This window comes from Mycobacterium sp. NPDC003449 (assembly GCF_053588415.1).
Map to the genome: position 1 here is coordinate 1 of NZ_JBSFPX010000281.1, position 6,726 is coordinate 6,726.

A 6,726-nucleotide genomic window follows, 5' to 3' on the forward strand; every position below is an offset into this window, starting at 1 on the left:
CCATCCCCGGAAGTCGCTGCCGAACCCGGACTCGTAGAGCCCGGCGTCATAGAGTTCGTCGTAGACGTGCTGCCATTGGTCGACGACTTCGCTCTCGCGGTCTGCGGTACTGCCGTGGTCCAGGACGATGTAGCCGACCAGATGATCGGCGTTGTCCCGGTGCGCCACGGCGGCGGCCGCGCGGTTCACCTGCGGGCAGGCCAGCAGGGTGTTCTCGATCTCCCCCAGTTCCAGGCGCTGGCCGCGCAGTTTGACCTGCGCGTCGGCGCGGCCGAGGTACTCGAGTGTGCCTTCCCGGGTCCAGCGCACCAGATCGCCGGTGCGATACATCCGGGTCCCGGCGTCGCCAAAGGGGTTGGCCACGAACCGGTCCGCGGTCAGGTCGGCGCGACCCGCATAGCCCCGGGCCAGTACCGGCCCGGACAGATACAGCTCACCGACCACTCCGACCGGAACCGGTTTGAGCCGGCCGTCGAGCACCAGCGCACATGTCCCGGCGATCGGGGCACCGATTCGCACCGGCTGTCCCGCCGTCAGCGCGCTCCAGGTAGACCAGATCGTCACCTCGGTGGGGCCGTAAGCATTGAACATCGCCCGGCCCGGCGCCCAGGCCGCCACCAATTCCGCCGGGCACGCCTCGCCACCGGTGATCAGGGTGTCGAGCCCGTCCAGCCGGGTCCGGTCCAGCGTCGCCAGTACCGTCGGGGTGATCAACGCCGCACTGACCCGCTGACGTCGCAGGAGGTCGGTCAATGCATCCCCGGCGTAGCAATCCGGCGGCGCCACCACGAGCGCGGCCTTCGACGCCACCGCCCACAGCCATTCGAACACCGACGCGTCGAAGGTCGGTGCGGCCACCATGAGCACCCGGTCGGTCGGGTTCAATCCGAACACCTCGCGATGTGCGCCGGCCACGCCCAGCAGCCCGGCGTGGCTGATGACCACGCCTTTCGGGGTGCCGGTGGACCCCGAGGTGAAGATCACGTATGCCGCGTCCGCTGGGCCCGCCTGCGCCTGCCGATCCGCGGCGGTGACCGGATCTGCGCTGAGCTCCGACAGATTCAGGGCATCGAACCGGACCACGGGATGCGAACCGGAACCGGCCACCGCATCGGCCCCGTAGGTCAGGACGCATGCGGCGTCGACGGTGTCGAGGATCGTGGCGATCCGCTCGGCCGGATGTGACCGATCGACCGGCACGTACGCCGCACCGGTTTTGAGCACCGCCCACCATGCCACGACCAGTTCCGCGGACCGGTCCATCGCGACGCCGACCGCGCGTTCCGCCCCCACTCCCGCCTCGATCAGCGCCCGCGCCAACCGGTTCGAGGTCTCGTCCAGTTCGCGATACGACAGCCGGCGCGCCCCGTCGATGACCGCGGGCGCCTCCGGGTCGGCGGCCACCGCCGCATCCAGCAGCTGCGGCCCCCACCCGACCGGCGCGTCGGCGCCGGCCCCGGACCAGTTGTTCAGCAGCAGCTCTCGTTCGTCGGGGTCGAGCAGGTCCACCTCGCCGACCACCACGGACGGGTCGGCCACCACGGCTTCGATCACTCGGCCGAACCGGCGGACCAACCGTTCGATGCCGGACCGGTCGAACAGATCGGTGGCGTAGGTCAGCGTTCCGGTGGCCATCGGCGCATCCGCGTCCTCGCCGGGCTGCTCGCGGATGTCGAAGTCCAGATCGAATTTGGCGGTGCGGGTGAGCACCGGGATCTGCTCGACGGTGACCCCGTCGAGTTCCACTCGAGGAAGCGCATTGTTCTGGTAGACCATGGCCACCTGGAACAGCGGATGATGTGAGGTCGAGCGCGTGGGATTGAGCTGCTCCACCAGCAATTCGAATGGCACATCCTGATTGGCGTAGGCGTCAAGCGCCTTCTGCCGCACCTGATTCAGCACGTCGCCGAACCGCAGCCCGGGCGTGACCGCGACCCTCAGCACCCAGGTGTTGACGAAGAATCCCACCAGATCGTCGAGCGCCTTGTCGGTCCGTCCGGCGATCGGCGTGCCCAGCGCCACGTCCTCGCCGGCCCCTTCCCGTTGCAATACCACGGCCAAGGCGGCCTGCAGCACCATCGAGACCGTCGCGTGATGCTCGGCAGCCACCGCCTTGAGCCCGGCCCACAGGTCCGGGTCGATGCGAAGGTCCACGCCGTCGCCGTGGTAGCTGGGCACCGGCGGGCGGGGACGATCGGTCGGCGGCGACACTACCTCCGGAAGATCGGCCAGCTCCTGGCGCCAGTAGGCCAGTTGCCCGGCGATCACACCGGCCGGATCCGACTCGTCTCCGAGCCGGTCGTGCTGCCACAGGGTGTAGTCGGCGTACTGCACTGGCAACGGTGTCCAATCGGGAGCCTGCCCCGCACTCCGGCGGGCATAGGCCACCCCCACATCGCGCACCATCGGGGCCAGCGACCATCCGTCAAAAGCGATGTGGTGCACGACGATCCCCAGCACATGCTGCTCGGCACCGACGGCGTAGATCCGCGCCCGGATCGGGATCTCGGCGGAGAGGTCGAACCGGTACCCGGCCAGCGCCGGAAGTTCGCGGGCCAGATCGGCTTCCGATGCCGACACCACCGCCGGGCGCTCGGACAGCCACATCCCCGGCCGGGCCGGCAACACCTTCTGCACCGGCAGGCCTTCGACGTCGATGAACACCGTGCGCAACGATTCGTGACGCGCGATCACGTCGTCGAGTGCGGCCTTGAGTGCCTCGACGTCCACGGTGCCGGTGATCCGGAACGCGGTCGGCATGTTGTAGGTCGCCACGCCGCCTTCGAACCGGTTCAGGAACCACAACCGTCGCTGCGCGAACGACAACGGAATCCGGTCCGGACGCTCCTGCGGCAGCAATGGCTCACGCCCGCCGGAACCCGCCGTGATCCGGGGGGCGAGCTCGGCGACGGTCGGTGTCTCGAACAGGGTGCGTACCGCGAGATCGGCAGCCAATCCGGTGTTGACCGCGGCGGCCACCCTCATCGCCGACAGCGAATCCCCACCCAGGTCGAAGAAGGACTCGTCGATCCCGACCCGGTCCAGTCCGAGCACCTGAGCGTAGATTCCGGCGAGGATCTCCTCGGTCGGAGTGGTCGGGGCCCGGTAGCGGTCGACATCGGCGTATTCGGGTGCGGGCAGGGCCCGTTTGTCGAGTTTCCCGTTGACCGTCAACGGCAATGCGTCGAGCATCACCACCGCGGCAGGCACCATATAGCCCGGCAACCGCTCGCCCAGCACGGCACGCACCCGCACCGGGTCCGCAGTTCCGGTGATGTAGCCGACCAGCCGTTTGTCACCCGGCCGGTCCGCACGGGCGATCACCGCCGCCTGCTCCACCCCATCCAATTCGATGAGGGCGGACTGAATTTCACCGAGTTCGATCCGGTACCCGCGGATCTTGACCTGCTCGTCGGCCCGTCCCGAATACCGCAACTGTCCATCCGGTCCCCACGACACCAGATCCCCGGTCCGGTACATCCTGGCCCCGGGCGATCCGAACGGGCACGCCACGAACCTCGATGCGGTCAAACCGCCCCGACGCCAGTACCCCACGCCCACATTCGGGCCGGCCACATACAACTCACCCACCGCGCCCGCGGGAACCGGACGTAACCATTGGTCCAGCACGAACAACGCAGCACCCGGCAGCGGCGAGCCGATCGGAACCACCGTCTGCCCCGCGGGCCCTGGCGTCGTCAACGGTGCGCTCAGGGCCACCCACATCGTGGTCTCGGTCGGGCCGTACTGATTGATCATCACCCGCCCGGGCGCCCACCGATCCACCACATCGACCGGACAGGGCTCACCGCCGACCAGCAGGGCCACCGAATCCAGACCCGCCGGGGACAGCGCCGCGGCCGCGGTGGGCGTCAGACCCAGCACGTTGACGTTCTCCGAGACCAGCAGCGCGTGGAAATCCTCGGGCGAGCGCGCGGTCTCCTCGGGGATGACCACCAGCCGTCCACCGCACAGCAGGGCGTTGAAGATCTCCCAGCCCGAGATGTCGAAGCTGTAGGAGTGCCACTGCGACCACACCCGCCCGGCCGGCTCCAGATCACCGTCCAGCGATCCGATCACCTGTGTGACATTGCCGTGCGCGATCGCCACACCCTTCGGGGTCCCTGTGGTTCCCGAGGTGTAGATGAGGTAGGCGATATCGTCGGCGTCCGGCGCGGACAGCCGGGTAACCGGGTAAGCGCCGATTCGGGGATCGCCGACATCGAGGACTTTCAGGCCGGACCCGGCCAACCGGTCCGCAAGCTCCGCGGTGCTCAGCACCGCCACCGGGTCGGCATCGGCGATCATGAACTCGACCCGCGGCTGTGGGTGTGCCGGATCGATCGGCAGATACGCCGCCCCCGATTTGAGCACCGCCAGGATCGACACGATCGCCTCGGCGCATCGGTTGAACAGCACCGCCACACACCGGCCCGGACCCGCCCCCTGCTCGACCAGAAGATGTGCCAACCGATTCGAGGCCTCGTCCAGGTCGCGGTACGTCATCGCCCAGCCGTCGCAGCTGACCGCGACCGCCTCGGGGGCGCGATCCACCTGTGCCGCGAACAGTGTCGGAATCGAGACCCCGGTCGCGGCCTCGCCCAGCATCGCGTGATTACCGAGCTCGAACAGCCGGTCGCGTTCGCCCCGGTCGAGCACGTCCACCGACGCCACCGGACGGGAGGGATCGGCCGTCATCGCCGTCAACACCCACTGCAACCGCTCCGCGAGCGCGCCGACGTCGAAGTTCGCCAGTGGATGCCCGGAACCGGAAGTGCTGAGACACAGCTGTTCTCCCCCGCCCGAGAAGAACAGCCCGAAACCCCCGATGACGCCCGCGTTGGTCAACGACGCCGATGCCGGCGAACCGCCGAAGTCCAAGGTGAACGCTGCCGGAAGGAAATTCACACTGACCCGGTGCACCGGTTGCCCCGCCGCGCGGGAATTGATCTTGCGTTCGAGCGCGTGCACCGGGAACCGTTGATGCTCCAGAGCGTGCCGGATGCTGACGTCGACGTCATCGCAGAATGCCGCGACCGTGGCCTCCGGGGCGACCCGCAGAACCAGGGGCACCACGCCGGCGAGCATCCCGGGCAGGGTCTTCGATTCCGGACACACGCGTCGGCTGACCGGAAAGTCGAGCACCACGTCCGGACCGTCGGCACACCATCCACGCACCAACAGCGCACACGCCGCGGTGATGACCGACGATCGGGGAAGGTTCCGCGACTGGGCGAACTCGTCGACGCCGCGCAGCACCGCCGGATCCAATTCCACTGGTGCGGAGGGCAGATCGGACCGACCATCGGTGTGACCCCACCGATATTGCGGTTCGCTTTCCGGCGGAAGATGCCCGAGCCAATATGAGCGGTCCCCGGCATAGTCCTCGGACGCCTCATATGCGGACTCACACTCGATCAGATCGGACAGCGATCCGAACAACGACGGTGGGATGGGTGCGCCGGTCACGATCGCGGAGTACACGGATCCGAGCCGCTGGCCGACCATCGCGATACCCGTTCCGTCCAGAACGATGTGATGGCAGCATCCGATCAGGAAGAACTCGTCGGCCCGCGTCTGGAACAGCGCAAACCTGAACAGCGGCCCAGCCAGCGACATCGGTTCGCGCTGGATCGAAGCCGCGAGTTCACCGGCCTCCTCCTCCGCATCCGGCGAGCCGGTCAGATCGTAGAAGACCAGTTCGGTGTCGGAGCAGTCGAGCGGTCGTTGGAAGACCTGACCGCCCGCCTCGAAAAAGCCGGCCCTGACCGGCTCGGCTTCCCGCATCACCCGGCGGATCGCCCATTCGAGGGCGTCACGGTCCACCGTGCCCGCGATCCGCACGAATAAGCCGAGTTGCCACTCCGTACCGGAGTGCGCCAGATCCTGCGCAAGCCATATGTCGAGCTGTGCGCGGGTTACCGGCAGCGACCGTTCATCTTGCTGCATCGGGTTTCTCCCCACCGCGAAGATCTACTGCTGCGCCCCTCGGCGCTCAGGTGCCGGAGCCCCGGCTCTGCGCCAACCGCTCGCGAAGACTCCTCGGCCGGATATCGGGCCAATTCTGTTCGATGTAGTCCAGGCACGCGGTGCGGCCCGCTTCGCCGAAAACGACCGTCCAGCCGTCGGGTATATCGGCGAACGTCGGCCACAGACTGTGTTGCTCCTCGTCGTTGATCAAGACGAGAAACCTGCCATTGTCGTCATCGAACGGATTGATGCTCACGAAGCCTTCCCCCTTTGAGTGACCGGCAAGAAATCGCTCAGCGATCCGGACACAAGGCCACACATCCCCGCGCCTTGGCTCGCCCCGCACGCCTTCCCCGGCCCATTACAGCTATGACTGGATTAATTGCAGGAGTCAGCATATCCACTCACCGTTCGTGGGGTACAAGAATGGAAAATCCCGGCATAGTCTGTTGCTGTGTCGCGGTCGATCGACTTCCACATCAACTCGCCCTCGAGTGTTGAGCAAATTCTGCTGGCATTCTCCGACGAGGACTACTGGCTGGCCCGGGTGTCGACTTTCGGCGGGCCCGGCAGACTGGACACCTTCACAGTGGGTCCGGACGGCTCGGTAGCCGCGGTCATCGTCACCGATGTCCGCCACAGCGGGCAGGCCTCGCCGATCGCGAGGTTCCTCCCGAGGGAATGGCGCGTCGTACAAACCGAGGCGTGGCACCGGCTCGACGAGTGCCGGGCGCGGGGCAGGGTCAGCATCGTCGG

3 protein-coding genes are annotated in these 6,726 nt (G+C 67.5%); 1 reads left to right on the forward strand and 2 read right to left on the reverse strand.

Annotated elements, in window-relative coordinates:
• Positions 1-5,949 (reverse strand): amino acid adenylation domain-containing protein (locus ACWDTP_RS36375; RefSeq protein ID WP_450028064.1); only part of this gene is annotated, 5,949 nt, incomplete at its 3' end.
• 46 nt (positions 5,950-5,995) lie between these two features.
• Entirely contained in the window at positions 5,996-6,226 is a 231-nt protein-coding gene (locus tag ACWDTP_RS36380) for an MbtH family protein (protein WP_450028066.1), read from the reverse strand.
• Positions 6,227-6,424: 198 nt separating this feature from the next.
• On the opposite strand from ACWDTP_RS36380, the gene ACWDTP_RS36385 reads away from it, so the two are divergent.
• Positions 6,425-6,726 (forward strand): DUF2505 family protein (locus ACWDTP_RS36385; RefSeq protein WP_450028067.1); only part of this gene is annotated, 302 nt, incomplete at its 3' end.